The sequence below is a fragment of the Polynucleobacter sp. JS-Polo-80-F4 genome (assembly GCF_018881965.1).
Taxonomy (GTDB): Bacteria; Pseudomonadota; Gammaproteobacteria; order Burkholderiales; family Burkholderiaceae; genus Polynucleobacter.
The window spans coordinates 794,303-820,045 of the sequence record NZ_JACVPI010000001.1 but is presented as its reverse complement, the minus strand read 5'-3'; the positions used below and the strand labels follow the sequence as shown (position 1 = coordinate 820,045).

Annotated in this window: 25 protein-coding genes, 1 tRNA gene and 1 pseudogene; 23 read left to right on the top strand and 4 right to left on the bottom strand. The window is 45.3% G+C overall.

The features are described from left to right. Positions 1-84: 84 nt before the first annotated feature. Together ICN20_RS04095 and mnmC are read left to right on the top strand one after the other, a co-directional pair. Positions 85-1,950 (top strand): phosphoenolpyruvate carboxykinase (GTP), encoded by a 1,866-nt coding sequence (locus ICN20_RS04095; protein WP_216238258.1) that lies wholly within the window; start codon positions 85-87, stop codon positions 1,948-1,950. A 37-nt stretch (positions 1,951-1,987) separates the two neighbouring features. Continuing rightward, a pseudogene (gene mnmC, locus ICN20_RS10270) lies at positions 1,988-2,989 on the top strand (FAD-dependent 5-carboxymethylaminomethyl-2-thiouridine(34) oxidoreductase MnmC); the annotation flags it as partial. 59 nt (positions 2,990-3,048) lie between these two features. On the opposite strand, the gene ICN20_RS04090 reads toward mnmC, so the two are convergent. Beyond that, positions 3,049-5,721, bottom strand: a complete 2,673-nt coding sequence (locus tag ICN20_RS04090; protein WP_216238256.1) for a DNA topoisomerase III — start codon at positions 5,719-5,721, stop codon at positions 3,049-3,051. A gap of 223 nt (positions 5,722-5,944) precedes the next feature. Further along, positions 5,945-6,619, bottom strand: coding sequence for a DNA-processing protein DprA (dprA, locus tag ICN20_RS04085; RefSeq protein ID WP_216238254.1), 675 nt, complete (start codon positions 6,617-6,619; stop codon positions 5,945-5,947). Positions 6,620-6,690: 71 nt separating this feature from the next. Between dprA and def the strand changes: the two genes are divergently transcribed. From def to ICN20_RS04035, 10 genes are all read left to right on the top strand, one after another. Further along, the gene (gene def, locus ICN20_RS04080) at positions 6,691-7,206 is read left to right on the top strand and encodes a peptide deformylase (RefSeq protein ID WP_216238252.1); all 516 of its coding nucleotides are present in this window, start codon (positions 6,691-6,693) and stop codon (positions 7,204-7,206) included. 8 nt (positions 7,207-7,214) lie between these two features. Next, positions 7,215-8,207 (top strand): methionyl-tRNA formyltransferase, encoded by a 993-nt coding sequence (fmt, locus tag ICN20_RS04075; protein ID WP_216238249.1) that lies wholly within the window; start codon positions 7,215-7,217, stop codon positions 8,205-8,207. Positions 8,208-8,209: 2 nt separating this feature from the next. Further along, positions 8,210-9,076, top strand: coding sequence for a zinc metalloprotease HtpX (htpX, locus tag ICN20_RS04070; protein ID WP_216238247.1), 867 nt, complete (start codon positions 8,210-8,212; stop codon positions 9,074-9,076). Between the two features lies 1 nt (position 9,077). Beyond that, entirely contained in the window at positions 9,078-10,388 is a 1,311-nt protein-coding gene (gene rsmB, locus ICN20_RS04065; RefSeq protein WP_216238239.1) for a 16S rRNA (cytosine(967)-C(5))-methyltransferase RsmB, read from the top strand. 3 nt (positions 10,389-10,391) lie between these two features. Beyond that, positions 10,392-10,973, top strand: coding sequence for a DUF4390 domain-containing protein (locus ICN20_RS04060; protein WP_255534641.1), 582 nt, complete (start codon positions 10,392-10,394; stop codon positions 10,971-10,973). Next, positions 10,970-13,258: an ATP-binding protein gene (locus ICN20_RS04055; RefSeq protein ID WP_216238237.1), complete on the top strand. Its 2,289-nt coding sequence runs from the start codon at positions 10,970-10,972 to the stop codon at positions 13,256-13,258. Before ICN20_RS04060 ends, ICN20_RS04055 begins: the two co-directional genes overlap by 4 nt. Before the next feature lie 2 nt (positions 13,259-13,260). Continuing rightward, a complete protein-coding gene (locus ICN20_RS04050; RefSeq protein WP_216238236.1) occupies positions 13,261-13,944 on the top strand; it encodes a response regulator in 684 nt (227 codons plus the stop codon). A gap of 643 nt (positions 13,945-14,587) precedes the next feature. Further along, positions 14,588-14,663 (top strand) — tRNA-Phe (locus ICN20_RS04045). 93 nt (positions 14,664-14,756) lie between these two features. Further along, positions 14,757-15,203, top strand: a complete 447-nt coding sequence (locus tag ICN20_RS04040; protein ID WP_216238233.1) for a GNAT family N-acetyltransferase — start codon at positions 14,757-14,759, stop codon at positions 15,201-15,203. 215 nt (positions 15,204-15,418) lie between these two features. Beyond that, positions 15,419-16,153 carry a hypothetical protein gene (locus tag ICN20_RS04035; RefSeq protein ID WP_216238231.1) on the top strand — a complete coding sequence of 245 codons (735 nt, stop codon included), beginning with the start codon at positions 15,419-15,421 and terminating at the stop codon, positions 16,151-16,153. A gap of 204 nt (positions 16,154-16,357) precedes the next feature. On the opposite strand, the gene ICN20_RS04030 is transcribed toward ICN20_RS04035, so the two are convergent. After that, a complete protein-coding gene (locus tag ICN20_RS04030; protein ID WP_216238229.1) occupies positions 16,358-17,794 on the bottom strand; it encodes a carbohydrate porin in 1,437 nt (478 codons plus the stop codon). Between the two features lie 126 nt (positions 17,795-17,920). Here ICN20_RS04030 and ICN20_RS04025 point away from each other — a divergent pair, with 126 nt between their 5' ends. The 9 genes from ICN20_RS04025 (at position 17,921) to ICN20_RS03985 (ending at position 23,174) form a co-directional block, all read left to right on the top strand. After that, the gene (locus tag ICN20_RS04025) at positions 17,921-18,352 is read left to right on the top strand and encodes a DUF3106 domain-containing protein (protein ID WP_215283759.1); all 432 of its coding nucleotides are present in this window, start codon (positions 17,921-17,923) and stop codon (positions 18,350-18,352) included. A gap of 150 nt (positions 18,353-18,502) precedes the next feature. After that, entirely contained in the window at positions 18,503-18,949 is a 447-nt protein-coding gene (locus tag ICN20_RS04020) for a tetratricopeptide repeat protein (protein WP_216238227.1), read from the top strand. Positions 18,950-19,114: 165 nt separating this feature from the next. Continuing rightward, positions 19,115-19,531: a hypothetical protein gene (locus ICN20_RS04015; protein ID WP_216238219.1), complete on the top strand. Its 417-nt coding sequence runs from the start codon at positions 19,115-19,117 to the stop codon at positions 19,529-19,531. Positions 19,532-19,540: 9 nt separating this feature from the next. Further along, positions 19,541-20,041, top strand: a complete 501-nt coding sequence (locus ICN20_RS04010) for a hypothetical protein (protein WP_216238217.1) — start codon at positions 19,541-19,543, stop codon at positions 20,039-20,041. 93 nt (positions 20,042-20,134) lie between these two features. Further along, entirely contained in the window at positions 20,135-20,524 is a 390-nt protein-coding gene (locus ICN20_RS04005) for a tautomerase family protein (RefSeq protein WP_216240235.1), read from the top strand. 59 nt (positions 20,525-20,583) lie between these two features. Further along, entirely contained in the window at positions 20,584-21,462 is an 879-nt protein-coding gene (locus ICN20_RS04000; protein WP_216238216.1) for a DMT family transporter, read from the top strand. 46 nt (positions 21,463-21,508) lie between these two features. Then, positions 21,509-22,069 carry a peroxiredoxin gene (locus ICN20_RS03995; RefSeq protein ID WP_216238214.1) on the top strand — a complete coding sequence of 187 codons (561 nt, stop codon included), beginning with the start codon at positions 21,509-21,511 and terminating at the stop codon, positions 22,067-22,069. Between the two features lie 12 nt (positions 22,070-22,081). After that, positions 22,082-22,765: a haloacid dehalogenase type II gene (locus tag ICN20_RS03990; RefSeq protein ID WP_216238212.1), complete on the top strand. Its 684-nt coding sequence runs from the start codon at positions 22,082-22,084 to the stop codon at positions 22,763-22,765. A gap of 10 nt (positions 22,766-22,775) precedes the next feature. Then, positions 22,776-23,174, top strand: coding sequence for an MAPEG family protein (locus ICN20_RS03985; protein WP_216238202.1), 399 nt, complete (start codon positions 22,776-22,778; stop codon positions 23,172-23,174). A gap of 46 nt (positions 23,175-23,220) precedes the next feature. Here ICN20_RS03985 and ICN20_RS03980 read toward each other — a convergent pair whose 3' ends face one another. After that, positions 23,221-24,021, bottom strand: coding sequence for an amidohydrolase (locus ICN20_RS03980; RefSeq protein WP_216238200.1), 801 nt, complete (start codon positions 24,019-24,021; stop codon positions 23,221-23,223). A 30-nt stretch (positions 24,022-24,051) separates the two neighbouring features. Between ICN20_RS03980 and ICN20_RS03975 the strand changes: the two genes are divergently transcribed. Then, complete coding sequence (locus ICN20_RS03975; RefSeq protein ID WP_216238198.1) at positions 24,052-24,765, top strand: GntR family transcriptional regulator; 714 nt, start codon at positions 24,052-24,054, stop codon at positions 24,763-24,765. A 9-nt stretch (positions 24,766-24,774) separates the two neighbouring features. Next, positions 24,775-25,737, top strand: coding sequence for a tripartite tricarboxylate transporter substrate binding protein (locus ICN20_RS03970; RefSeq protein ID WP_216238196.1), 963 nt, complete (start codon positions 24,775-24,777; stop codon positions 25,735-25,737). Positions 25,738-25,743 lie beyond the last annotated feature (6 nt).

The following is a 25,743-nucleotide window of genomic DNA, read 5'->3' as shown; positions in this document are numbered from 1 at the left end:
TGTGCCCTGTCGGGGTGGAGATAAAAATTCACCCAAAATGATAAAATTGCTGGATTAAAAAATTCAATTTTCATAAGGAAACATATGACTTCAACTACCAGCGGCCAGATCAATGTAAATGCGCCAGCTTATGTAAAAAACAAGCGGTTAATTGAGTGGGTTGGCGAAGTCGCCGCTCTCACAAAGCCAGATGCCATTCGCTGGTGTGATGGGTCACAGGCCGAGTATGACGAGTTGTGTGAATTGTTGGTGAAGGCGGGTGTTTTCAAGCGCCTTAACCCAGCTAAACGTAAAAATTCATTTTTGGCTTTGTCTGATCCGGACGACGTCGCGCGCGTTGAAGACCGCACCTATATTTGTTCGGCCAAACAAGAAGATGCTGGCCCAACTAATAACTGGGTAAATCCAGTTGAAATGCGTGCAACATTGAACCCGCTGTTTGATGGTTCTATGCGCGGTAGAACTATGTACGTCGTGCCGTTTTCTATGGGCCCGATTGGCTCACCAATTGCTCACATTGGCGTTGAGTTGTCTGACAGTCCTTATGTTGCGATCAACATGCGCTTGATGACTCGTATGGGCAGGGCGGTAATTGATCAACTTGGTACTGACGGTGAGTTTGTCCCATGTGTCCACACAGTTGGCAAGCCTTTGAGCCCAGGCGAAAAAGATATGGCTTGGCCAAACAACAAAACTAAATATATCGTTCACTATCCAGAAACCCGTGAAATTTGGTCCTTTGGTTCTGGTTATGGCGGCAATGCATTGTTAGGTAAAAAATGTTTCGCCTTGCGTATTGCCTCCAACATGGGGCGCGAGCAAGGTTGGCTGGCTGAGCACATGTTGATCTTGGGTGTTACGTCACCTGAAGGAAAAAAATATCACGTAGCTGCAGCATTCCCATCAGCTTGTGGCAAAACCAACTTCTCAATGATGATTCCACCAGCAGGATTTGATGGCTGGAAGGTAACAACGATCGGTGATGACATTGCATGGATTAAGCCGCGCAAAGATCCGGTCACAGGCAAGACCCGCCTGTTTGCGATCAATCCTGAGTCTGGTTACTTTGGCGTTGCTCCAGGAACAAACCGTCAAACTAACCCAAATTGCATTGACTCTCTAAATCAAGACGTCATCTTCACCAACGTTGGCTTAACTGATGATGGTGATGTTTGGTGGGAAGGTTTGACAGAAACACCACCAGCACATTTGATTGACTGGCAAGGCAAGGATTGGACTCCGGCTGACGGCGCTGCTGGTCGTAAAGCTGCTCATGCAAATTCTCGCTTCACAATGGCGGCTACAAACAACCCAGCTGTTGATCCTAAGTGGGATGATCCAGAAGGTGTTCCTATCGACGCATTCTTGTTTGGCGGTCGCCGCTCGACAACAGTACCGCTCGTTAGCGAAGCGCGTGATTGGGTGGAGGGTGTTTATATGGCCGCAACAATGGGCTCTGAAACAACTGCCGCTATCACAGGCCAGGTGGGCGTGGTTCGCCGCGATCCATTCGCGATGATTGCTTTTGCTGGTTACAACATGAGTGATTACTTCCAGCATTGGCTCAATATCGGCAAGAAGCTTGAAGCTGAAGGCGCTGTATTGCCTAAGATCTATTGTGTGAACTGGTTCCGCAAGGGTGATGACGGCAAGTTTGTATGGCCTGGTTATGGCGAAAACATGCGTGTTCTTGCTTGGATTTTGGGTCGTGCAGATGGCACAGCTAAGGGTGTTGAAACCGTATTTGGTATTTCACCAGAGCACGCTGATCTGAATTGGAAGGGCTTAGACTTTTCTCTTGAGAAGTTCGAGAAAGTCATTACTGCTAAGGTAGATGACTGGAAAAACGAACTCAAGTTGCATACAGAGTTGTTTGAGCACCTTGGCGATCGTCTGCCTAAGGAATTAGCAGAGATGCGGACCAAGATTGAAAAACGCTTGAACGCCTAAGTTTTAGTAACACCTATATCCATCTAGATTTATTTAAATGACTAAACCCCAACACCATGAATTAGTGGTGATTGGGGCAGGCATTTGTGGGGCAACCATTGCAAATGAGTTGCTCGAGCGCGGTAAGGCGGTATGCATCATCGATGCCGCCCCATCGCCAGCCACAGGCTGTTCAAGCCATGCTTATGCGATTGCACATCCGCATATTGGCAAAGGATCTCCCCGTTTATTGCGCCTAACACGCATTGCATTTTTGCTTGCAGAAGCCCGTTGGAAAAATGTATGGCAACAACATGGAATTTTTCAGCCGACTAAAAAAGATAAGATTTTTAATCGCGCCGAAATGACGGAGCACCTTTGTTCCTTGGGCCTTGATCAAGATATGGCCATTGCCATGGATGCTCAAGAGGCCGCTAGGGTTTGTGGAATTGAGCAAAGCGGTGTTTGGTTGCCGCGTGGCGCCTGCTTAAATTTGCATGAAACAAGTAAGCAGCTGCTGCAAGATCACGAGTACCTAACTTATCTTTGGAATACGCGCATTGTGCGTTTAGAGGAGTGCGGCAATCAATGGCATTTATTTGACTCCTCAAACCAGCTTATCGTTACTGCAAATAAAGTGATTGTGGCTTGTGCCATGGATGCTAAAGCCCTGCTTGCCTCTATCGACATACGCCTACCCTTAAAGCCCGTACGCGGCCAGCTTAGTATTTTCTCTATTGAGCAGGGCGGCGCCTGGATCAATAAGTTGCCGCGTGTTGGCATTTCAGGTGATGGGTACTGCCTGCCCGCCAAACAGTTTGAAGACGGTAGTTATCAATGGATTGTGGGCTCGAGTTTTGATGAGGGCGAGGATGAACTTACTCCACGAGAAACAAGTGATGATTTCAATCGTGAGCAAGCGAGAGGTTTGGTGAATTATCCAGAAGGCGATCTTCGAGCACTAACAAAGGCTGGAGAATTTGTTGGTATTCGCTGTGTTGCCGGAGACCGTTTACCCATTATTGGCGCGCTCACTCAGCGCCCAGGAATATTTCTAGCAACTGCCTTGGGATCGCGAGGGATATTATGGTCCGCTCTAGCGGCTAAGCTGGTTACTGCTCAGCTACTAGAGGATGATTTTGCTTTGCTTGCGCGCTTTGGTTTTGCTGCAGACTTGGTCGCTGCGCTAGCGCCAGCGCGTTTCTTTGCTGGGGCAGCACCTTCAGCTTTAGGGGCCTTAGCCTCAAATTCAAAACCGATTTTGCCAGTAGGATCCAAGGCTAAATAGGCCTTAAAGCCACGCCCAGTGCGGTTCGATTTAAAGTTAGTCAGCAGATCTGTCTTACCTTCTTTTAATAACTTCTGAACTTGTTCTGCCGAAACCTCCTGCTGCAAAACGACTTTTCCAGTTTTGAAATCGCACGTCTTACTAGGGCCAGTATTGTTCTCGCACACGTAACGCATGCCATCTTCATACACTGCACCAGAGCATTTTGGACAAACACCTAGTGCCAGACGGCCCGTGAAATCTACTGCTTCAGTTTCATCATCTTGTGTGTTACCAAAATCAAACTCAAGCTTGAAACCTGCGTTTGGATAATCTTTATCGTCCTCTGGAATTTCGCTTAACTTAATAATTGCAGCGAACGGACGGCCCATTTTGCTGCGGAATCCTTGTAGAGGTCCAATGGTTTTTTCACGCAATAACTCTTCAACCTCAGGATATTCAAAGGCGCGGCCACCAGGCGTTTTGCTGATGGTAAAGCCACACTTTTCACAAGCAAAGCGGCGATAGTTCTCTTTCACCGGGCCCTTACAGTGCGGGCATGGCGTGGTCATTGTGGCGTAGTCGCCTGGAATGGTGTCGCTGTCGTATTCTTTAGCGCGCTTGACGATACGCTGAGTCATCTGTGCAATTTCTTGCATGAAGGTGTCACGGTTCATCTTGCCTTGCTCGATGAGTGACAATTTGTTTTCCCAGCTGCCGGTTAAGTCAGGACGCGTTAATTCTTCAACATCTAGGCCACGCAATAATGTCATCAACTGAAACGCTTTTGCAGTCGGAATCAGTTCACGGGCTTCGCGCACCATGTATTTTTCAGCCAACAAACCCTCAATGATCGCAGCGCGCGTTGCTGGCGTGCCCAGTCCTTTTTCAGCCATCGCTTCGCGCATCTCATCATCATCAACCCATTTACCGGCACTCTCCATCGCGGAGAGTAAGGTTGCTTCCGTATAGCGTGCGGGAGGTTTTGTTTTTAAAGGCACGGCGGCAATAGATTCAGTTTGTACTGACTCGCCCTCTTGAACTGCAACCAGCTCATCATCTGACTGATTAGATTTGCCATAAACCGTTAACCAACCAGGGATTACAAGAACGCGCCCCTCCGTTTTGAAGTGGTGTCCAGATACTTCACTAATACGTGTGGTGACACGGAACTCCGCGGCAGGATAAAACACTGCCAAGAACCGACGTACAACTAAGTCATACAACTTAGCTTCAGGCTCGCTTAAGTTCTTCGGTGTTTCTAATGTTGGAATGATCGCAAAGTGATCAGAAATTTTGGAGTTATCAAAAATACGTTTATTTGGCTTGACCCAACCGTAGCCTGCTTTGGCTTTAGGGTCTTTGGGATCACCCTTGAGAATTTGCTGAGCAAAAGCACGATAGTCTTGCGAATTCTCAGCAAGATTTTCCATGGTTTGCTTGACGGTATCGAGGTAGTCCTCTGGCAGTGCTTTTGCATCAGTACGCGGATAGGTTAATACTTTGTGGCGCTCGTACAAAGCCTGTGCAAGACCCAATGTATTTTTTGCCGAGAAACCAAAGCGGGCATTTGCTTCACGTTGCAAGCTGGTTAAATCAAATAACTGAGGAGCAAGTTGTGTAGCGGGCTTAGCCTCTTCAGTGACGTTTGCTTTTTTGCCTCGACATGCCGCTACGATACTTTGGGCTGCGGCCTCGCTCCAAAGACGATTTTCACGAGCATCAGGTTCGGCAACATCTTTTTTAAATTTCGGATCAAACCAGCGGCCTTCATAGATGCCAGCGGCAGCAATAAATTCAGCCTTCACTTCCCAATAATCTTTAGAGACAAATTTACGAATGAGCTCTTCACGTTCCACCACAATAGAAAGAGTTGGCGTCTGCACGCGGCCTACAGTCGTTAAGAAGAACCCGCCGCTCTTGCTATTAAAGGCCGTCATGGCACGCGTACCATTGATGCCGACTAACCAGTCTGCTTCAGAGCGACAACGCGCAGCGTCTGCGAGTGGCTTCATATCTTCATCGGAACGAAGGTTGGTAAAGCCATCGCGAATTGCTGCAGGCGTCATCGATTGCAGCCACAGACGTTTAATAGACTGTGATGCCTTTGCATGCTGTGCAATTAAGCGGAAAATGAGTTCACCTTCACGCCCCGCGTCACAAGCATTAATGAGCGCAGTCACGTCTTTGCGTTTAATGAGTTTTTGCAACACTTTTAGGCGCGATTCTGTTTTTGCAATCGGACGCAAATCAAAATAAGGGGGTACCACTGGCAAATTGGCAAATGACCATTTGCCGCGCTTTACATCAAACTCTTCGGGGGCAGCGATTTCTAATAAATGGCCCACAGCAGAAGAGATTAGGAATTCGTCGCTCTCAAAATAATCTTCATATTTCGTAAAGCCACCCAAGGCCTTGGCAATGTCATTAGCAACAGAAGGTTTCTCCGCAATGATGAGTGCCTTAGGATGATCCCCGGCGGTAGTCTTTGGGCTGCTTTTTTTGGTAGTTGCTTTAGTTGCCACGCGTTTTGCCTAAATTTGAGCTAGAAATGATGTTTTTTGGGGTAAAACGGATGGTCAATTTAAACCAAAATCAGGCTTGGCCAATTGCTCACCCCTTTTTTATTATTAACCGATAAATTAGGAAAAGTCCAAAAACCCCTATTTTTTGCCAGTTTTGAGCCTGTCAACATTACCAGTTTTGGTATAAAAACCCGCTTTTAGCCCATTTAAATGCAGTTTTTGCTTAAAAACAAAGCTCCTCAAGAATGTCCTCGGGTCGAAAGGCTAGTTTTGCCCCCTGCTGAATAAGCAGATGGCAGCCGACAGAATTTAAGCTATGAATAGACCCAGGAACTGCAAATACCTCCCTACCGAGATCAGCGGCTAAGCGAGCAGTAATTAAGGAGCCAGACTTTTCTGCTGCTTCTACCACCACCACACCTACCGCTAGGGCAGCAATAATGCGATTCCGCCTCGGAAAGTGCCAAGGTTTTGGCCCCACGCCCAGGGGAAGCTCCGATATTAAGATGCCTTGCTGGCTAATGGCCCTGGAAAGGGCGATATTTTCACGGGGGTATACAACGTCTATGCCTGTCCCAAGTATGGCTGCGGTATGGTGATTGGGGCCAAGCTCAATTGTGGCCTGGTGCGCAGCACTATCAACCCCTTTTGCGAGGCCAGAAAGGACCAGCACACCTGTTTTGGAGAGTGCCCGCGCAAACAGGCGGGCATTTTTCAAACCTTCTGGGCTGGCGCTTCTAGAGCCTACGATAGCAATCATCGGCATCTTTAGAAGGGCGATATCGCCATATATATAGAGCGAGGCTGGGGGGTCATATAAATCCCAAAGACGGGGTGGGTAGTGGGGGCTTCCACGATCAATTTGGGTGATAGGGTTCGACGCGTGTAATGTTTGCATAATCCAATTTCGTTCTTTAGGGGAATTGCAACAATCAGGACAGACTGATAGCTCTGTTGGATAATTCTTATATGGCTTTGTTAACTGTCCTTTGCTACCCAGACCCACGCTTGCACAAGGTTGCTAAACCTGTGGCGCAGGTTGATGCTCGCATTAAAAAAATTGTTGCCGATATGGCTGACACGATGTACGAAGCACCCGGCGTTGGCTTAGCAGCAACACAGGTAGATGTTCATGAGCGCATCGTTGTAATTGACGTCTCTGATGAACAAAACGAATTGATGGTTTTTATCAATCCAGAGGTTATTTGGGCAAGCCCTGAAACCAAATCTTGGCGCGAGGGCTGTTTATCTGTTCCCGACTTTTACGATGAAGTTGAAAGGCCATCTGAGATCCGAGTGAAAGCTTTGGATGTTGATGGCAAAGAGTTTGAAATCAATGCCGATGGATTACTGGCCGTTTGCTTGCAGCACGAGTTAGACCATTTGCAAGGAAAAGTATTTGTTGAGTATTTATCCATACTTAAAAGAACCCGTATTTCACAAAAAATGAAGAAGCGCGCCAAAGAGTTAGAGGGTCAGCGCTAAGCGCACTAATGAAAATTGTCTTTGCTGGAACGCCTGAGTTTGCTGCGCAAGCAATGCGTGCGATCTTTGATGCTGGTCATGAAATTGTGCTGGCTTTAACGCAGCCGGATCGTCGCGCCGGAAGAGGCATGCACCTTCAGGCGAGCCCTGTTAAAGAGTTTGCCTTACAAAACAATATCCCGGTACTTCAGCCGGAAACCTTGAGGCGCAATGGCGTTGATCCACTAAAAACTGCCCAAGCACAGGCAGCTTATGAGCATCTATCCTCAATCGAGTTTGATGCAATGGTGGTAGTTGCTTATGGCCTCATCCTGCCCCAAGAAATTTTGGATATTAGTGAGAAGCTGGGCAGACACGGCAGCTTTAATATTCACGCCTCATTGTTGCCTCGCTGGCGTGGTGCAGCGCCGATTCAGCGAGCCATTGAATCAGGTGATACCAAGACGGGCGTATGCATCATGCAAATGGATGCGGGCTTAGATACTGGAGACACTGTTTTAATTGCCGACCTTGAAATTGCTAGTGACGAAACTAGTGCAAGCTTGCATGATCGGTTAGCACTACTTGGTTCTAAATTGATCGTTAATGTTTTAAATGTATTACAGCAAGGCAAAGAATTAACTCGAGTGCCACAAGAAACAAACGGCATTACCTATGCTGAAAAAATACTAAAGAACGAAGCGGAAATTGACTGGACCCTTGACGCTAAAGAAATAGATCAACGCATTCGGGCCTTTAATCCCTTTCCAGGGGCTAGCAGCAAGCTTAATGGCCTGGCGATGAAGTTTTGGCACTCAAGACCCGCTAATAGCGAGGCTATAAGCCCGGCTGGAAGCCCGGGTGACGTTCTGGGATTTAGCGGTGATGGCGTATATATTCAATGTGGTGCGGGGGTGGTTGAGGTTTTGGAAATGCAAAAACCTGGCGGAAAAAAAATAGATGCCAAAACATGTGTGCAGTCGATTGGTGAAAAACAGTTGCGCTTTCAATCAAAGGAGTAGAAATGTTTAACTTTGCAAAGACTGCTGTTTTGATGGCAGCGATTACTGCTTTATTTATTGTAGTTGGCGGCATGTTGGGTGGTGAGCAAGGTATGGTGCTGGCCTTGCTTATGGCTGTTGGAATGAACTTTTTTAGTTATTGGTTTTCTGACACCATGGTGTTGAAAATGACCAACGCGCAGCAAGTTGACGAAAGATCCGCGCCGCAGTTTTATGGCGTAGTGAAAGAGTTGTCGGAGAAGGCTGGCTTACCAATGCCAAAGGTATTTTTGATTAACGAAGATGCCCCCAATGCTTTTGCAACTGGGCGCAACCCAGACAATGCCTCTGTTGCTGCAACCACGGGCATTCTGAAAATTCTCTCGAATCGTGAGTTGCGTGGCGTCATGGCGCATGAGCTGGCGCATGTTCGTCATCGTGATATTTTGATTTCAACCGTTGCCGCCACTATGGCTGGAGCGATTTCGGCCTTGGCTAACTTTGCCATGTTCTTTGGCGGGCGGGACTCAGAGGGTAGGCCCAATAATCCAATCGCTAGCTTGATGGTGGCAATTTTGGCGCCGATCGCAGCAAGCTTGATTCAGATGAGTATTTCGCGTGCCAGGGAATATGAGGCTGATCGTGGTGGCGCAGAAATCAGCTCTGATCCAGAGGCGCTCGCACATGCATTAGAGAAGATTCATAACTATGCGCAAGGCATCCCATTTCAAGCTGTTGAACAACATCCTGAAACAGCGCAGATGATGATTCTTAATCCCTTGAGTGGCGGCGGTCTTGCGCAACTTTTTTCTACTCACCCGCCCACTGAAGAGCGTGTTGCACGCTTAATGAGCATGGCTAAAAACGGGACTTATCCCGGAGCAAATTAATTTGACTGATCAAAAAACACCACGCAGTCTCCCGCTTTCTGAAGCAATCACCATTGCTGCACAAGCGATTAGCGAGGTGATGAGCGGAAGATCGCTCACGGAAGTGTTGGATCAACTAGAGGCCCATGAGAGGCCCATCGTGCAGAGCTTGACCTTTGATGCTCTTCGCAAATGGGTGCGCTCTCACGAATTGATGAAGCAATTTATTCCGAAGACGCCACCTCCTGAGGTTGACCATTTGTTGAGCGTTGCGATTGCTTTATTTTTGCAAGACACCTCTGATGGCAAAGGTTATCCGGCGCATACGATTGTTGATCAGTCCGTGAGGGCGTGTGGTGAATATGATCCCACTATGTATGCCAAAGGTTTGGTGAATGCGGTTCTGCGCAAGGTAAGCCTATTAGTTCAGCCGCCAGAGGGTGAAAAACGTTTTCCACCCGATCCAATCCCAATGTACGTACCTGCTTGGTGGCGAGCAAATCTCAAGCGCAACTATTCCAAGGCATGGCAATCGATTTTGTTTCAACAAGCCAAGCGCGCGCCATTAATTTTGCGTGTGAACCAGAGGCAATACACGCGCGAGCAATATCAATCTTTGTTGTCTGATGCTGGAATTTCATCTAAGCCAATTGATGGGTTGGCGGGCATTCAATTGCCTTTTGCTCTCTTATTGCCCGAAGCAGTCCCTGTATCTGATCTGCCAGGTTTTTATAGTGGCGCTGTATCAGTTCAGGACGCGGGTGCGCAGCTAGCCGCAGTGTTATTAAATCCCCAGAGGGAAGACTTGGTGCTGGATGCTTGCGCTGCTCCTGGTGGAAAAACCGCACATCTATTGGAGCTCGCTGACTGCTCAATGAGGGCTCTAGAGTTAGACGGCGAGCGAATCGGAAAAATTGGGGGTAACTTAGATCGTCTGCGTTTGCATTCTGATGGGGTACAAGTGTTGCGTGGAGATGCTTCAAAAGCTGCTTGGTGGGACGGCATTCTTTTTGACAAAATTCTGCTGGATGCCCCCTGCTCAGCCTCCGGAATAGTCTCTCGCCATCCTGATATTCCTTTTCTCAGGCGCGAAGCAGATATTAGAGCCCTTCAAGAAAGACAGCGCGCGATCTTGCAGCAAGCATGGAAAATGCTCAAGGTTGGAGGCGACCTTTTGTATGTTACTTGCTCAATATTCCCTGAAGAAGGCGAGCAGCAGGCCATTTGGTTTGCTGAGCAGCACCCCGATGCGGTACGATTAGACGCTCCAGGCCAGCTTTTGCCTGGCGAGTTAAATGACGGTTTTTACTATGCTTTGTTTAAGAAAAAATAGGCCATGAGCCAAAGCATTAAAAAATTCCTCTTTTTGTTCTTAATGGCGTTGGGCATTTTTTCAACAACCGTTAGTGCGGAAGGTATCAAGCTCAAATCCTTTGAATTAGAGAAGGCGGATAACGACTGGCTTCTCAATGCTTCTTTTCAGATTGAGCTATCCCCAGGGTTAGAGGACGCAGTTCAAAAAGGCGTAGTTTTATATTTCCAAACGGAGTTTGATTTAACGAGATCGCGTTGGTATTGGTTTGATGAAAAACCCGCGTTAGCACAAAGGCAAACACGCTTGTCTTACCAGCCCCTGACACAGCAGTATCGAATTGCTTCAGAAGGATTTACTTTTTCTGCCAAAACGATGTCTGAGGCGTTGCAAGCGGTAGGCAGTATTGGTGGATGGCGAGTCATGGAGGGCTCCCAACTAGATCCAAGCAAATCGTACATAGCCAGCATGCGCATGAACCTTGATCTCAGTAAGCTACCAAAACCATTCCAAGTAAATGCGCTGAACAACCGCGATTGGAATGTATCAAGCGATTGGTATCGTTTTCCATTTTCCTCTACCGGCCCCAATCTAATCAAGCGATGAGATCGATAGCAGCCATGCTAGACCCAGGTTTTTTTACATCCAAGGCTTGGAGTAAAAAAATCATTCCCATCACGATTGGGGTAATTGGTGCCTTTGCCTTATTGCTTTTGGTTCTATTGGCCATTGCCTCATCCAACACAGAATTTTTTGATAACTACTTTATTTGGTTATACGCCGCTAATGTGGTGATTGGAATTTGCTTAACTTTAGTCATCTTGATTTTGGTGGCCGTAATTGCTGTGCGATGGTATCGAGGGCACTTTGGTACGCGTTTGATAGCAAAGCTAGCCATGATTTTTGCTTTGGTTGGTATTGTTCCAGGCTTAATTTTGTATGGCGTTTCATTACAGTTCGTATCTCGGAGTATTGAGACTTGGTTTGACGTAAAAGTAGAGACAGCACTTAACTCGGGCCTGGAATTAGGGCGCGTTACTTTGCGCGTAGCCCAAGAAGAGATCTTAGGTGAGGGCAATTTCATTGCAGAGCAGATTGTGCAGACGCCTTCGGGTACAACTTCTGAACAGGTTGCCGCTAATGTGATGAAAATTCGCAATCAGTTTGGTATTCAAGAGGTCAGCCTCTTTAATATGCAGCGTAATTTGATCTTAACTAGCGAGGTAAAGCCAAAAAAATACTTTCCTGCGCCCAGTGCTGATGTAGTTGCAGATGCATTTAAGAAGAAAGGAATTACCTTTCTAGATCAAATTGAGATGGACGGTGGGCAGCGCGGCTATCGAATCAGAGCCATTGTTCCGATTGTTCGTAAAAAACCCATTAATGGCAAAGATGCAGAGGATAAATATTTCTTGCAGCTGGTGCGCTACATTCCAGCTCCCCTGGCTAAGAATATTTACGCAGTGGAATCTGCGTACAGCGAATATCAAGAGAAGTCTTTGGGGCGCACCGGTCTACGCAAGATGTTTGTGGGGACTTTAACGTTGACGCTTTTCTTTGCGGTATTCGTGGCGATAACTTTAGCCCTCATGCTGGGTAGACAGCTTGCCCGACCTCTGTTGATGCTATTGAGAGGCACTCAGGCGGTTGCTCAGGGTGACTTGTCGCCTAAACCGGAGCTTGATACTGGGGATGAGCTTGGCATGCTTACACGGCAATTTAATGTCATGACTAGGCAGCTGGCAGACACTCGCACATCTTTGCAGGAGTCCAAGGCATTCTTAGAGCGCGTATTGGGAAGCCTTACTGCAGGCGTATGTATTTTTGATAAAAATTACAACGTGGTATCCAGCAATGCTGGAGCAGACAGAATCTTTAAACAAGACCTTACTCTGCTTGATGGAAAACCCCTCAGCAACAATCCTGCTTTATTGGAATTCGAGGGAGCTATTAGGGAAGGTTTTGCAACCATGAAGCTCGCAGTAGTTGGCGAGGGCGAGCAAAAATCTACGCAAAATAGTGCACCAGTGTGGCAAAAACAAATTCAATTACACAGCACGAATGAATTTGAAAACGAACTAGGTGTGACATTGTTTGTGCGCGGCACAGAGCTTACCGGCGATCTACGCATGGTGGTTTTTGACGACATTACAGACGTGGTGAGCGCGCAAAGATCAATTGCATGGAGCGAAGTGGCAAGGCGTCTTGCGCATGAAATTAAGAATCCTTTGACCCCAATCCAGCTTTCAGCCGAAAGATTGCAACATAAGCTTGCAGGGAAGTTGAGTCCAGAACAAGAGGAAATGATTAATCGCAGCACTGAAACCATTATTGGACAGGTGCAAGCCATGAAAGAAATGGTGAATGATTTTAGGGATTTTGCGAAGACGCCAACACCGCAACTAAAACCGGTCTCCATCAACACGCTCACTTCAGAAATATTGGGTCTTTATGAGGGCAGCCCCCTAAAAACGCAGTTAGATCCAAATTGTCAAGAGATCATGGGCGACCCTACGCAGTTAAGACAAGTTATTCATAACCTCTTACAAAATGCTCAAGATGCCACCCTAGAGGGCCCCCATCCAAGCAGTCCGGTGGAGGTTAAAACTGAGTTAGTGCCTTACGGGGAACACAATGGCGTGCTTCAAAACGCCGTGCGATTAACAATAAGTGATAGTGGAGTTGGATTTCCAGCTAAGATATTGGCAAGAGCATTTGAGCCTTATGTAACTACCAAGAGTAAAGGTACCGGATTGGGTTTGGCGGTGGTTAAGAAAATCATTGATGATCATGCTGCCAGAATTGAAATTCGGAACCGTATGCAGAACGAAGAAGTAGTTGGTGCGCAAGTATCGATATTGTTTATGAATCTAGCAAAAGAGGCAGTCTAAGCATGGCTAGTATTTTGGTTGTTGATGACGAGATGGGAATTCGTGAGCTTCTCAATGAGATTCTCACCGACGAAGGCCACACCGTCTACTCTGCAGAGAGCGCCATCCAAGCGCGCACTATTCGCGAGCAAATGCGCCCTGATCTTGTCTTGCTAGATATTTGGATGCCTGACACTGATGGCATTACTTTATTAAAAGAGTGGTCCAACACGGGCCAGCTCACGATGCCTGTAGTCATGATGTCTGGCCACGCAACAATTGATACTGCTGTGGAGGCTACGCGCATTGGCGCGCTTAACTTCTTAGAAAAACCAATTGCCTTACAAAAACTTTTGAAGACAGTTAGCAAGGCTTTAGAAAGCTCTCCTAAGTACGTGGAGCCAGAACAAGAGCGGGCTGTGCAGTCAAACCCTGGCGCTATGGCCGTACCAAAGCAGGCTGCTATTGAGCCAGTGAATACGCCTCTTGAGGGCGAGTACATCAGCGGAATTGCAAAAACTTACTATGACCTCCCCCTAAGGGAAGCAAGAGATTTGTTTGAGAAAGCGTATTTTGAGCATCAAATGCAAATCATGGGCGGCAGCATGACCAAGATTTCAGAGTACACGGGCCTAGAAAGAACACACTTGTATCGCAAGTTGAAGGCCTTAGGTATTGATACCTCCCGCAATAAGAGCGAAAGCTAATCGTTCGGTTTAGTTTAGGATGGGCTTTTGGCACCTGCCAATAAATTCTGTTCTAGCTATAGTGCGTTCGTTGCTATTTACCTTTTCACCAATAGCCCAAATAGCATCAATTTCTGCGAATGATTGCGTACTGGCGTCGTAAATGATGCGCTTACGTTGTCTTGTTCCATTTGCTTCTGTGATTGAATTGCAGCTAATGATGTTGGACTGCTGAGCACAATCATAGTCATCAATCTTATTATGTTGAAACTTGTAAGTTCGCGTCACCTGACTGGTAATGACCTCTTGTTTTGCTTCTAGCTTTATAGCGGCACCATAACAACTCAGTGTTAGGCTCTCAGGATTTTTCGAACAAGCGAATAGAAGGCCCACAAATATTAACGTTAGGAATAGCTTCAAAATAGACCCTTGATAGTTTTAATAACTATAAGTATTTTATCTCCCCTCGCCACTAATTCAATATCAGCATTTTCCCGATACTCGTTAGTACCATGGCTTTCTGAGTAAGCAGTAAAAGCGAAGTGCTGCTTAACAAGATCGTTCGGGCCCACCCACCTGGGATTTCCTAATAAACCAGCAGAGTTAGCTACAGCAGGCAGATTTAGAGAGCTCCCCGGCAGTTTCATTTATAATTCCTAGTCTTGGCCTGGTAGCTCAGTCGGTAGAGCAGAGGATTGAAAATCCTTGTGTCGGTGGTTCGATTCCGCCCCGGGCCACCAAGAATCTCAATAGCCCACTTGTTGGGCTATTTTCATTTGGTCTGGCGGATGAGGTTCCGTTAGCTAGGATCACAAGCCCATTAAAATTGACCAATGAAATTAACTAAGGCTACCCACTCTGATATTCCCGAACTCGTTGAGTTGTTGAGGACCCTCTTTGAGCAAGAGACAGAGTTTGAGCCTAATTCAGAAGCCCAAAGAAAAGCCCTTAGCAAAATTATTCTTGATCCAACGATTGGCATCATTTTGGTTGCTAGAGATGATGAAAAAATATTAGGGATGATTAATTTACTGTTTACTGAATCTACTGCTCTAGGCTCCAAAGTCGCCATTCTTGAAGATATGGTTGTTCTAGCTAAATCTAGAGGGGAAGGTATCGGCTCTGAGTTAATTGACTATGCGATTAGCGAAGCCAAAAAAGAGGGCTGTAAACGAATTACCTTATTAACTGATATTGAAAATACCAAAGCCCAGTCTTTTTATCAAAAGAAGGGTTTTGTGAAATCCAAGATGATGCCTTATAGGCTTTTGCTGGATTAGACATCCTAGGCCCTGGTTCGATTCCGCCCCGGGCCACCAAGAAACACCAAAACCACCTTCGGGTGGTTTTTTATTTCAGGGGCTATACATAACCAATGAGCCAAAATTAGTGCTCGAGATATTCTATAAAGAACAGCCATCTGCCTTACCTTGAGGCCAAAACTACTATAAAGACATTGGATAAGGCATGGGCCTAGTTTTGATAGTATGGGGCCATGAAAATACTACTAATGTTGCTTATTGGAATGGCGCCATTATTTTCATTTGCTGAAATAATCACCATTCCCGCTGATAGTGATGAAATCCAAACGGCGTATTGGCCAAAGGAAAAATCTAAAGCAGTCTTAATTTTCGTACCTGGTGGCGATGGTAGCTTTAATATCGCATCGAAAAATCCCCCCAAGCCAAACTGGATTCTCTCTACGCTATATGATTCTCCTATTAGCCCAGACATTGTATTTTTAGACAGCAAGGTTAGCTTGGGTTGGAATACTGTTGGCCCGCGATATACAAAAGAGCATATTAAAAATATAGTTGAAGTTATCAAGTTTTATAAAGATAAAACTAAAAAACCTATTTTTCTAATTGGCCATAGTAATGGCGCAATAAGCCTCGCTAGCTTTCTGAATAAAGTTCCCAATAGTGGTGAGCTTATTAACGGCGTTATTTTTAGCGGTAGTAGAAATGAAACAGAGCTCGATGTAAAAATAGCCCTTCCAGTCCTAATTATGGTTCATGAAAACGATCCCAATCACTGGACTAGGCCCGATAGCTCTCAGAGGATATATGCAGATATCGCAAAGTTAAACGCAAAGAAAACGGAATTAATGTATGTCCATGGCGGATATGATGAAGGTAGGCCCGAGACAAGCGGTCGACATATGTATGCTGGCTCATATGATGAGGCTTCGGCTATCGTCAGTCAGTTTATTATGGCCAATGTGAAGTAGTTAAAAAATTTAGGCATCCTAGGCCCTGGGTCGATTCCGCCCCGGGCCACCAAGAATCTCAATAGCCCACTTGCTGGGCTATTTTCTTTTATGGCTTGGCAGGTGTATATGCCATTAGTCTCGGATATCCCCATCAAGAGCTGTCCTTTAAAAGGACAAATCGACTATTCATCCCTGCGTCAGTCGATGTCGTTTAAAACGACATTACATTTCTATATGTGCTCTTAAGCCAAAGAAATTAACTGGACCACGAGCTGAGTTGTAGGCGGGATTAGCAATGCGTTGATAGTCGGCAGATATGAACAGCTCCTTGTAAACTTTTGCGCTATAAAAAGTTTCCAATATTTGTTCTTTCTTATAGCTAAGTGCGCCATCACCAATAAATGCCGCCATACCGCCTTGTTGAAGGTAGGCAATCTGCGATGAAGAGATTCCATTGACCGCATAACCTATGCCTACCGTATCTTTGGGGCGCGACCAACTAGAGCCTTTGATGCTCACACCGCCCGATAGTGATCTACTGATGTCTACAGTCTGCGCTTCGGTTGTGCCTGGATTCCAGCTCCAGCGACCAAAGACACCAACATAATCATTGATGGCCTGCTCAATATTGAAACCATAGCCCCACGAACTCTGTGCCGCTTTGCGCACACCAGTTATCTCAGGAGTGCCACCAGACTGCTGAGCCTGGTTAATCGCATTTTGGTAGTTGCCCATATAGGCATGTTGTTGGTAATACAGGGCCCTTACTGCGCCAGGCTTACCCCATAGCTCATGTTCATGAGTTAATTCAATTTGATTGCCGTAGTCTTGGCTCATGCTGTAGTCAAGCTGGGCGGTATTCGGAATAGTTGGCATCGCTAATCTTGCCGCCTTCAAAATCCAGTCGTCTTGATACCACTCGGCTACAACACCATAGGTATAGCCTTTGCTATCAGCCGCATATCCATAGGCGCCCATAGAGAAAAGAGCAAAGTTCTGAAACTGTGTACGAGGATCGTGACTATAACTATTTTGATCAAAGAAATCTAATGTGGCGAACTTACCGTAGGTCACCACAATTCTATTTTTATCGAGATTGCCCGCAAGCTGATTAGGCCCACCTTCAATATGTTCTTTGCCGCCGCCTAGGCCAAAGGTCTGTCGAATAAACGCGCGAGCCGTGTAGTAAATAGGTGGAGCATATGCGCCCTTTTGTAATTCACCATTCTGAAATCCACCTAGACCAAGAAGCTGTCCATTAAAAGGTGTTCCCTCGAACATCTCTGGGTTCCAATAAACTTCAGCGCCTTCCCAAAGTCTTGCTCCTAAAAAAGCAGTGGCACTTAAGGTATAACTTTTCCCGCCGCTACCTTCGGATTTATTAAGAAGACTGTTCTGTCCATAGTAAGGCGAATTGAAGTTATTTTTTTGTTGAACAATATAAGTTGATTGCCCATGAATACTCCATTGTTCAGTTTCGCCCTCTACAGAAACTGCGCTGTCAACTTTAGGTGAGTCACTTACGGGCGATTCAGCGATAACAATAGGAGCATCACTTACGGGGGATTCGGCATATACGGGTAATGACAATCCAGCCAAATAAAAGGCGCTGACTAGGCAGAAGATGGATCTGCGGCTGGGGTTAAGTGAAAAATACATCGTAAATGCCAAATATACTTAATGAGAATTATTCTCATCTTAGCATATAATTGAGAATGACTCTCAATTGGTAATAGTCACTAAACGAGGGATTAGAATGAACCATAACCAACAAGAGGAGGCGTTATGAGTTCTAAGAAATTTGTACTGGGACTGCTATTTGGCATATCTATATTTTCCTTGGCTGGTGCGGCGATACCTGAACCACCAAATCCATTGGCAAACAGCAACCTGACATTTGATCAACGCCTTGAGCAAATGAAACAAACTGATGCCGCATTACTTAAGGCAACTCCAGAAGAGCGTAAAGAATATTGGCATAAGATGCGCGATCAAATGAAGGCTTTAAGCCCTGAAGATCGCAAGTTGGTTCACGAGAAAATGAAGGCTCAATGGCAATCAATTACTCCTGAGCAAAAAGAAAGAATGAAAGCCGAGAGAAAGGCTTTCTTTGATGGATTAACGCCTGAAGAGCAGGCTGAGATGAAAGCCCGTAAAGCCAAATGGGAAAATATGAGTCCCGAGGAAAAGCAGAAGTGGCACAAGCAAGCTAGCTAGGATCAGACATCCTCGGCCCTGGTCGATTCCGCCCCGGGCCACCAAGAAACACCAAAACCACCTTCGGGTGGTTTTTTCATTTGGTCTCTGTTTAAGCAAGAATTGGCTAAACGTTATATAAAAGACAGATTGTTAACCAAAGGCCCTTAAATGAAAAAAATACTTTCAACAGTCCTTCTGCTACTTTCGATTGCTGGCTTATCTCACGCGGCAGATAGTACTCCCGCCAAGCAAGATCCGACATGGCTAACGCAAGCTAGGGCAAGTATTAAGGCCGAAAAATTTGATCAGGCAATTCAGCAACTTCAGTCCGCTAATGACACAAGCTCTGCTGATTGGAATAATTTGCTTGGCTATAGCCTTCGAAAAAAACAGCCACCTGATTTAGTTGGGGCAGAAAAATATTATCAAGCTGCATTGAAAATAGACCCTAATCATCGTGGTGCTCTTGAGTATTACGGAAAGCTGAAGCTAATTAATAATGATTTGCCCGGCGCAGAGGCGTTATTGGCAAGATTGGATAAAGCTTGTACCTTTGGATGCGAGGAATACTCGGATTTAAAAGAGGCTGTAAAAAAATATAAGTCCAAAAAGTAGAGTCGGACGCTCTGAGGCACTGGTTAATTGGCCCCCAAGAAACTCTAAACCGTCTTCAGGCAGTATTTATTGCAGAAAACTGCTAATTTTCATCATTAGTATTGGCAATAAGATTCATGGATAATGGAATCTTTATTTGCTATTAGTTGTTATAAACACTTCATTATGAAAACAATTATTTACTCAGCAATATCCCTCACTGTGCTTATGCTTGGAGCGGGGTGTGTTAATCAACAGCCCGTAGGTCAGCCGATGGCCAACAGTAATTTGACGGCAGGCCAAGTTAGCCTTACCTTAAAAAAGAATGTCACAACTCAAGCTGAGGTCGTAGAAACCTTTGGTGCTCCGAATATTGTCACCGCCAATGGCGATGGCGAAGAGATTTGGACTTACCAAAAAAATGCCACAGTTTCGAGTGGAAGCTCTAGCTCTGGATATGCCACCATTATTTTGGCAGGAACCTCATCCACCAGCTCTGGGTTCGAGCAGTCTAGTCGAACAATGACTTTAATCATCAAATTTAAAGAGCTTAAAGGGGTAAAAATTGTGAGCGACTTTTCCTCAAGAACCTCTTCTTTCTAAGGCATCAGAATGAAGTTTTTATCGACCATCACCAGCATTGTTTTACTTTCATTATTGGGAGCTTGCTCTTCAGGGCCAGCTAAGCCCCAGTTGACCTCGCTTGAAATTCAGGCAATTCAGGCGAAAAACTTTGATGTAGATAAAAAAACTACGTTTGATTCTTCTTTGTCAGTTCTTCAAGATTTGGGTTACATCATTGGCTCTGCCAGTTTTGAAACGGGATTCATTACCGCGCAGTCACCTGCAAAGGGTACTAGCGGTAGTGTTTATTTCATAGGCATGCTACCCATTCCAGTTTCAGGCTCAGAGCAAAAAACGGTTGTGACGGTAGCGGTAGAAGCGGTGGGCCCCAAGAAATCCCGCGTCCGTTTAAATTTTGTTGATAAAACGCGTGGTGGAGGTATGTTTGGCTCCGGCGATAACGACACTCCGATATTAGACCCAGTCGTCTATCAAAATGCTTTCGACAAAATTAGTGAAACAGTCTTTATAAAAACTGCTCAAAAATAAAACCACCCTCGGGTGGTTTTTTCTATGGGGCATGTCAAGTTAGACGCTAGTTACTAGACCTCTATAAGATGGCTAGAGCCAAGGAGAATAGTGATGCCATTAGTCAGAATCGATTTAAGTAAAAAACACCCGGAAAGCTTTGCGCAGCAAGTCGGGAATATTGTCTATAACGTGATGCGCGAGCAAATCAATGTTCCTGAAGACGACAAGTTTCAGATTATCACTAGACATGACGCATCAGAATTCAATATTCCGAAAAGTTATTTAGGAATTGAATATTCAGATGAGATTATTTTTATTCAGGCAACCATCAGCTTTGGTAGGTCCGTGGATCTGAAAAAGAATTTATATAAAGCGATTTGCGAAGCTTTGGTACTAAATCTTAAAGTCAGGCCTCAAGATGTCTTTATCAATTTGCTTGAAGTAAGCAAGGAAAATTGGTCATTTGGGAATGGCCAAATGCAATATGCTGATAAGGATTGATATCTCTATCAATGCTGCTCTTGACCAATGGCAATAACGTTGGTTGATAGAATGAAACGATGAATTCTTCAGACATCATTCGACTTGTCACCCTGGGCGCTATTTGGGGCAGCACTTTTTTATTCATGCGAATTGCTTCACCTGTTCTGGGATCCGCTTATTTGGCTGAGGGGGGCGTGGTATTAGCCGCAATCTTTCTTTATTGTTTGGCCCTCTACTTAAAAAAGAATAGAAATCTTTTGGCCCATTGGAAGCACTATTTAATTATGGGCTTCTTCAATTCAGCATTCCCATTTGTGCTTTTTGGTTTTGCTGCATTAAACCTCTCCACTTTCCAGCTATCGATTTTGAATGCAACGGCACCCATATGGGCATTTGTTATTGGCCTTCTCATTGGGAATGAAAAATTTAAAATTAAGCGGGGGCTAGGATTGCTCTTAGGCGTAATCGGCGTTGGGGTTTTGTTTGGCACTTCATCAACCTCGATAGATGTAAGCACGTATGAATCAATTGCCTTGGGTCTGGGCGCCGCTTGTTCGTATGCCATTGCAACCAATTACGCTAAGAAAGCAAAAAGCGTCGAGCCCTTTGATAACGCACATGGCAGCATGTGGGCCGCCGCCCTCTTATTGATCCCTGCCCTATTTTTTATACCTATTCGGAGTGAGCCAACACCTTTGGTATTGGGATCTGTTGTTGCTATCGGAATTGTTTGTAACGGCATTGCATATTTGTTGTACTTTAGATTGATTAAGGATGTGGGAGCTGCCTCAGCCTTAACGGTGACATTTCTCATTCCTATTTTTGGAACCCTGTGGGGTACATTATTTTTGGGAGAGCACCTGACATTAAATGCCGCCATTGGTATGGTGATCATTGTTGCCGGTACGGCATTGGTGACGGAGTTTGATATTAAAAGGCTCATTAGGGCGAGATAAGTGCCCAAATCAACCTCAGGTAGCTTTCTTTTGTATAGAATTAACCATGACAAATCTAAACCAGCTCCCCACCGATCTACCCATTCCTCAAGATGATGGCTCAACCAATCATTTGAAGGGCATGAAACTACCCAATGTTTCTTTAGACGCCACCAATGGCAAGGCCGTTAATTTTGGCGATATTAAGGGTAAGTTAGTTATCTACTGCTATCCCATGACTGGGCAGCCAAATGTTGCTTTACCTGATGGCTGGGATCAAATTCCTGGAGCAAGAGGTTGCACGCCGCAAAGCTGTTCATTTAGAGACCACTACCAAGAGCTTCAAGCATTAGGCGCAGAGGTTGTAGGTTTAAGCGTGCAATCTACCGAATATCAAAAAGAGATGGCTGATAGGCTGCACCTGCCATTTCCAGTGGTGAGTGATGTGAGCTATGAATTTCAGAAGGCATTGAATATGCCCACCTTTGTAGCTGCTGGAATGACATTATTAAAGCGGGTTACCTTAATTGCGAATAATGGCGTGATTGAGGCAGTTCATTACCCCATCTTCCCAAGTGATAGCGATCCAGCCTGGGTAATGGATTATTTGAAGAGCCATCAGGGTTAGGTAAGAGACAGAATGTATAAGCTCATAGCTTTTGATGCCTATGGCACATTATTTGATGTGTATTCCATGGGGCAGTTGGCAGAAGAATTATTTCCGGGCCATGGACAGGCCTTTGCTTTAATGTGGCGCGATCGCCAAATTGAATACACCCGACTTGTAACCATGAGCGACCCCAATCCAGGTGGTAGCAAGCATTACCTACCATTTTGGGAGTTAACGATTCGTTCATTGCGTTATGTCTGTAAGCGGATGGGTTTGGATCTCACTGCACAAAACGAAGCGCGCCTAATGGATCAGTATGCAAAGCTTACGGGCTTTGAAGATAGCCTGGATGTACTTAAAGCTATCAAAGAGAAAGGTATTGCTACGGCGATATTATCCAATGGCAGCAGAGAGATGTTGGCTACAGTGGTACAGAGCAATGGCTTAGATCCTTTCTTGGATAAAGTGGTCACTATTGAAGACGTGCGCTTATTTAAAACAGCCCCACAAGCCTATGAGTTGCTACTAAAAGCATTTCCCGTTCAGAAAAAAGACGTTCTCTTTGTGTCGAGTAATGCTTGGGATGCTCTGGCAGCCAAGTGGTATGGCTTTGATGTCTTTTGGGTAAATCGTCTAGGACACCCTTTTGAAGAGATTGGTGAAAAACCAAACTTTGAGGGCAAATCTTTAAGTGAAGTGTTAGAAGTTATCTAAGGGAAAATCCATGCTTTTAATTACCTCAATTATTGCATCTGCTTTAACAATTATTTTTATCAAGCTTTCTTTTGCTGTTATTGGGCTAAGAAGAAAAAATAAAGTTGGCCTAGGAAGCGGTGGTCACGATGATCTGGAAAGGGCTATTCGTGCTCAGGGTAACTTCGCTGAGTATGTGCCATTTGGGATCATCTTAATTGCATGTCTAGAGCTAAATGACGCCCCATGGTTGCTGGTTGCTATTCCGGGTATCGCACTCATTATTGGTCGCTTGATTCATGCAAAAGGCATTAACACTCCCCCGCCAGATTTCAGTAAGCGCGTATTAGGCATGAAATTTACCTTTTACACGCTCATTGCTTTGGTTGCCTTGAACTTGGGTTGGGTCCTGTATGCGTTGCTTGGCTAGTAATTAAAGACTTCTGCCAAAAGAGTCCCATGAAGCTGATGCTGGACTATTCTGCCCAGTAGAGGCTGACGGGATTGCTTGAAAGAATTTTTTTTCTAAGCTCTGCAGAGTTAGATAAGCATACAAATTCCTTCATTTGAGCCTCATAAGTTTGGGTTGTCTCAAATCTTGTATGTGGCCAATCACTGCCCCATAGTAGCTTGGAGACTCCAATTTTCTTAAGCCAATATTCAAAAAGAGCTTGATGATTTAGCTTTGCAGTTCTGTACTGGGCGCTGAGCTTTATCCAAAGATTGCTTTGGTGTTTATTAATACCATCACTTTGTTTTTCAAACTCATCATTTACTAGCGGTCTGCCAAAATGGTCAATGACTATCTTAATTCCACCAGGTAAAGCCAATAGGACATCATTAAGCAAACCATCATCATGATGAATTTGCAGGTGCATATTGAGGCCTTTTAAAAAATGAATGACGCCGCCATATTTTTGAATCGTCCCAAACGGATCTTGATCGCCATATAGGTTCAATCGAATTCCACGCACTCCCTGCTGCTTAAGTTCAAGCAACTCATTTCTAGGGGTATTGGGGTCAACAACAGCAACACCTCTTAGGCGCTCTGGGTTTTGTTTGATGGTTTCAAGTAAAAGACTATTGTCAAAGCCTAAGAAGCTTGGTTGTACAACAATGCCTCGCGAGATTTGCTGTTTATTTGCGACTTTGAGCCAATCGTCTATCGAGGCGCTGTAATTAACTGAATATCGAGCCTGAGCCTCATCTATAAGACGGTTATTAAAAACATGGAAGTGGGCATCGACATTCATAGGAAATATGGTAGCATAACTCATCTAGATGAGTATATGAGTTGAAAAAACCGTATGAGTAAAGAATTGATGGGTTACCAAGCCTTAGCATCGGCCTTTAGGGGCAAGGTGGAGGGCGGATTATGGCGAATCTCAGAGGCGATCCCATCAGAGGCAAGTCTTGCTAAAGAGTATGGCGTAGCTGTTGGGACCATTCGGCAGGCAATTGCCCTGCTTGCAGACGACGGCGTACTGATTAAGCGTCACGGTAAAAGCACGGTGGTTAGTAGCGGGCTTCATGGGCAATCTATGCTCAGATTTTTTCGCTATCAGCTTGATGGTCAAGAGCAGTTGATTCCACAAGCTAAGGTTTTAGATTTTAAAGAAGTTTCATTAGATAAAGAAATTGGAAAGTTAACGGGCTGGGCTTGTAAATCGCTGATGAGAATTCATCGGCTCCGCTTTATTGATGGCAGGCCAGTGTTATATGAAACGATCTATTTACCATTGCCAAAGTTTAAAAAGTTGATTGACTACAAGCCCAAAGATTTTGAAGATTTGTTTTATCCAATGTATGCAAAGGTTTGTGGGGTCGCGGTGATCAAGGCTAAAGATCAGGTTGGTTTTGAGTTGATGAAGAAAGTAGATGCAAAAGCACTGCTAATGAAGGAGGGTCATCCAGCTGTCAGGGTAAACCGCATCGCATTTGATTTAAGTGGTAAGCCAGTGGAATATCGCAGCTCGGTTGGGGATGCTATGGCATTCCAATATTCAGCGGAAGTTAACTAAGGAGAGAAGATGCAGATCTTTGTAAAAGCTTTATTGGTTGCATTGCTTGCAACAGTGGGATTGGCTCATGCACAAGAGTGGCCTAATCGACCCATCAATTTAATTGTGAGTTATCCACCAGGCGGTACGGCAGATTTAATGGCTAGAACGATATCGACACCGTTAGGAAAAATTCTTGGCACCTCTATAGTTGTAGAAAATAAGCCTGGAGCAAGTGGTCAAATCGCCGCCTCTTATTTAGCCAAGGCTAGCGCTGATGGCTATACACTCATGCTCGATGCCTCTTCCTATTCGGTTAATCCATCTTTATTCCCAAAGCTACCGTATGACCCAAACAAAGATTTCAAGACCTTGGCTGTTTTGGCTCAATACCCCAATGTCCTGTTAGTGAATCCTAGTTTTCCGGCAAAGTCTGTAAAAGAGTTGGTTGCGATAGCAAAGGCTAAGCCAAACAGCATTTCATACGCATCTTCTGGCAATGGGTCGGCCCAGCATTTGGCGGGAGCTTTATTTGAAGTAAAGGCCGGAGTGGAAATGCAGCACATTCCATATAAGGGCGGTGGCCCAGCCTTGAACGATGTTGTTGGCGGACAAGTGCCAGTGTTTTTTGGAAGCGTTGCTTCAACCAAGCAATATGTTGATTCAGGCAGGTTAAATGCATTGGCCGTTACTGGGAAGAAGCGTGCATCCTCTATGCCTAATGTCCCAACGATGGCTGAGGCAGGCGTTCCAGGTTATGAGGTTTATGAGTGGAACGGTATTTTTGCCCCGGCTGCTACTCCTGCTGTAATCCTTATTAAGATATCGGATGCTATTGCAAAAGTGATGCAGTCAGCCGAAGTCAGGGATAAAGTTCTGAGCTTAGGCGGAGAGCCATTCCAAGGAAATTCAGAAGCAGCGGATAAATTTATTAAGGCCCAAATGGTTGAGTGGGCAAAGTTGGTGAAGAGCGGAAAAATAGCCGTAGATTAATGTAAG